Genomic DNA, 3,916 nt, shown 5'->3' on the forward strand with positions numbered 1-3,916 from the left:
ACAGTTTGTGTGTATTATTTAATAGGAACCAAGGCAATGCTCCTCTTCAGTTAGCTAAATTAATAGGCTAAAAAGTCGAGCATCGCGTTATATTAGGAATAACAAACCGCTGCGAAGGCCTGATCTAATGTATCAACCATCTGCTGTATATCCTCCCGAGTGACTATTAATGCAGGGCTTAAACAAAGAGTATTATTCAGTGACGGCAGTGATCGGTTCGCTCTACCAATGATCACCCCATTCTGCAAACAGTGAGCAGCAATAGCCATGGACACTTGTTCGTCAACAGGTGTCTTACTATTCTGATCTTTAACCAATTCCAAACCTACAAATAAACCTTTGCCACGAACTTCACCAATAACAGGGTATTTTTTTTGCAAAGCATATAATTGGCTCAGCAAAAAGTCTCCTTGAACCTGAGCATTTTCAACAAGTTTTTCTCGCTCAATAATGTTTAAGTTAGCCATCGCGGCAATTGGACCTGCAGTACAACCACCAAAAGTAGAAATATCGCGAAAATAATCCATACTCGGATCACCGTCATCATCTTCTACCCATTCAAATACTTGTTCTGTTGTCACTGTGCAGGCTATTGCGGCATATCCTGAGGCAACACCTTTAGCCATCGTTACAATATCGGGTTCAACGCCAAAATGTTGATAGCCAAACCAGGCTCCTGTTCGTCCTAAACCACACACAACTTCATCAATATGCAGTAGTACCTTATATTGACGGCATATTTCCTGAACTCTGTCCCAGTAGCCTGCTGGTGGAACAATGACACCACCTCCGGCAGTGATAGGCTCTAAACAAATTGCGCCAACAGTATCAGGCCCTTCTTCTAAAATAACACGCTCAATTTCGTTAGCCGCACGTATACCATAATCGTCGACTTTTCCCCATTGCGAACGGTATTCACAACAGTGTGGAACTTCTACAAAACCAGCAGGAAAAGGGCCATACTGCTTGCGACGTTCAACCTGTCCACTCGCAGCTAAACAGCTGATTGTCGTGCCATGATAGTCACGCTCTCGATACAGGATTTTATGCTTTTTTCCACCATATTTTTTAGCCGCTATTTGACGTACCATTTTGAATGCTTTTTCATTAGCCTCTGACCCTGAGTTGGCATAATAAACACGACTTAAGCCAGGCATTTTACTCAATAGCCGTTCAGCAAATTGCGCTGCAGGAATATTTCCAGCGGTTTGTGCAAAATAGTTCATGGTCACTAGCTGATCCCTGACAGCATCAGCTATTTCAGTTCTACCATAGCCAACATTCACTGTCCAACCCCCACCAGATAACAGCATCTAAGTATTCTTTGCCTTTCGCATCCCAAACCCTTAAGCCCTCACCTTTAACCATAATCATAGGGTCTTTACCTAAAGACTGAGAGTGAGGTGTTAAGTGATGCCATACATATTGGCGGTCCAGCTCAATCAGTTTTTCTGCGGCAAAGTTCGACACAGCTATCTCCTTATACAAAATGATTCAGGCAGATTTAACTTATTACACATGAAACAGATAGTAGCGGGTTGCTAATGTCATCCAGTAGAGCCAGAGGTAAGCTTTTATTTAGGCCAGCACTTAACATATTTCAACCATGTTATACCCTTCACGAATGATTTCTAGGTTTTGTTATCTTCACTCCTTCCCCCAATCACCTATTAATATAGGCTCATGGGGCTTCGTCACTCGATGGCCGCACCCTTGTACCTTTGGAGTATAAAAACCATTCGTATTGGGTATAGCTATCAATTAATAGTGTTGGCCCAATGAAAAAATAACGACTGGCCCTAAGTGTTTTGCTTGAGATCATCTATGGTTAACGACCTAAGATATTAAGTGGCTAGTGAGGCAGTCCATGGATGTTATTGATCTCTCCCTGTCAGCAACCTTGCTTACCCTATTTTCCATTTCGCTTGCCTCGATCATTTCCAGCGTGACGGGTATGGCTGGTGGTGTGCTTATGTTTTCTGCGATGAATTTATTTATCCCTTTACGGCCACTGATTGCTATTCATGGGATAGTACAAGTATTTAATAACGCTACTCGTACATGGCTTTTACGCTCCAACGTACGGTGGTCGATGTGCCTGCCATTTGCTTTAGGTGCAATAATTGGCGCAATGCTTACAACGTTAGTTATTGCGCAATATGCCAGCGAGTTTATTCCTTTATTGCTGTTAGTCAGTTTGATTTTTTATACTTTATTTAAACCGCGGCAATTACCAAACTTAAAAATAAAGATCAGAATTTTTTTTGGGTAGGCATTGCAACAGGCAGTTTAGGTATACTAGCTGGAGCGATTGACCCATTATTAGCAGTATTTTTTATACGCGACGACCTAGATAAAGAAACGGTAGTTGCAAATAAATCAATGATGCAATTAATCACCCACTTAACAAAAGTGCCTGCATTTATTTAGGATTTTCATTTATCGATAATATAGAGCTTATTGCTTTATTTAGTCTGACTGCTGTAATGGCTACCTGGACAGGTGTTCACCTACTATCAAAAATGAAAGATAAACTATTTTTTACCTTAATGTGGTGGGCCTTATTACTTGCTGGAATTCGGGTGGCTTACCAACTTGTTGAGCTAGTGTAATTAATGCAAGGAAGTGACAAATGAACGGTAGTTTTCGTGTAATTAACCCCTATACAGAACAACAGATTGATGAGTACAATTATTCATCATGGGAAAAAGTAGAAGCCGCTATTGCAACATTAAAAGCTGGGCGACAAACTCAAACATCATTTACGGCCTTTCAACGTGCAAATATTTTAAGACGTTTAGCACAACTATTGGAAGAGCATGCAGAGCCACTGTCTCAACAAATAACCGCAGAAACAGGTAAAACTATTTCTGATAGTCGAGTGGAATTACAAAGAGCAATTAATACAACACAAGCCAGTAGTGAAGAATGCAGGCAAATCAGTGGTGAAACACTGGATTCAGATGCGTATGCACCAGCGCGGCACCGCTTAGGGATTGTGTGTTGGCGTCCTTTGGGTACAATATTATGTATTACCCCCTTTAATTTCCCTTTAAATATCGCTATGCACAAAATTGGACCTGCATTTGCGGCTGGCAATACCATTCTTTTTAAACCAAGTCCACAGAACTATGCTTCGGCAAAAAAGTTGACTACGTTGTGTTATCAAGCAGGGATACCTCATGATGTGATGCAATTAGCTGTACCAGATATTACCGATATGGCTAAATTAATTGCCCACCCTGATATTAATGCTGTCAATTTTACTGGAGGAACTGCCGCAGCGGATGCCATAGCTTCAGCTGCAGGATATAAAAAGCTGCTATTAGAGCTAGGGGGGAATGACCCACTTATCTTAATGCCCGATGGAGACATTGATGCTGCAGTGAATGCCGCTATCAACCAGCGATTTGCAACTGCAGGTCAACGATGTACTGCAGCAAAACGTTTATTCATTCATCATACAGTCTATGACTTATTTAGAGAAAAATTATTACATGCCAGCAAATTATTAAAAGTGGGTGACCCAAGCCAAGAGGATACATTTATTGGTCCTTTAATTAATAGACAATCTGCAGATGAGGTTAAAGCAAAAATTGATGAGGCCATTGCTCAAGGAGCAACGCTCACACTCGGTGGGCAGCAAGAGGGAAACATTATTTATCCAACTGTTTTAGAGCATATACCTGATAACTGTTGTGTCATGCAGGACGAAGTTTTTGGTCCCGTTATTCCTTTACGCAAATTTGACAACTTAGATGAAATTATTCCACTCATCAATGCCACGCCATTTGGTTTACAAGCAGGTGTTTTTACTCAGGATATCCCCTTATGTCAGGATAGTTGTCGCCTCACCTGAAGTAAAAATCTAAAGAAAGGGGCGCAGGTGAATGATGAGTGAAGCGCGTATCAAAAG

At 41.2% G+C, this 3,916-nt stretch carries 4 protein-coding genes; 2 read left to right on the forward strand and 2 right to left on the reverse strand.

Annotated features, from left to right (window positions below):
• Positions 1–92 precede the first annotated feature (92 nt).
• Complete coding sequence (locus F607_RS31840) at positions 93–1,313, reverse strand: aminotransferase family protein (protein ID WP_338112648.1); 1,221 nt, start codon at positions 1,311–1,313, stop codon at positions 93–95.
• Positions 1,267–1,470 carry a hypothetical protein gene (locus F607_RS35930; RefSeq protein WP_338112649.1) on the reverse strand — a complete coding sequence of 68 codons (204 nt, stop codon included), beginning with the start codon at positions 1,468–1,470 and terminating at the stop codon, positions 1,267–1,269. The genes F607_RS31840 and F607_RS35930 overlap by 47 nt, the downstream gene beginning before the upstream one ends.
• Before the next feature lie 397 nt (positions 1,471–1,867).
• Here F607_RS35930 and F607_RS0125240 point away from each other — a divergent pair, with 397 nt between their 5' ends.
• Complete coding sequence (locus tag F607_RS0125240; protein WP_027710241.1) at positions 1,868–2,272, forward strand: TSUP family transporter; 405 nt, start codon at positions 1,868–1,870, stop codon at positions 2,270–2,272.
• A gap of 360 nt (positions 2,273–2,632) precedes the next feature.
• Positions 2,633–3,859 (forward strand): sulfoacetaldehyde dehydrogenase SafD, encoded by a 1,227-nt coding sequence (safD, locus tag F607_RS31845; protein WP_051311829.1) that lies wholly within the window; start codon positions 2,633–2,635, stop codon positions 3,857–3,859.
• Positions 3,860–3,916 lie beyond the last annotated feature (57 nt).

This window comes from Zooshikella ganghwensis DSM 15267 (assembly GCF_000428585.1).
Classification (GTDB): Bacteria; Pseudomonadota; Gammaproteobacteria; order Pseudomonadales; family Zooshikellaceae; genus Zooshikella; species Zooshikella ganghwensis.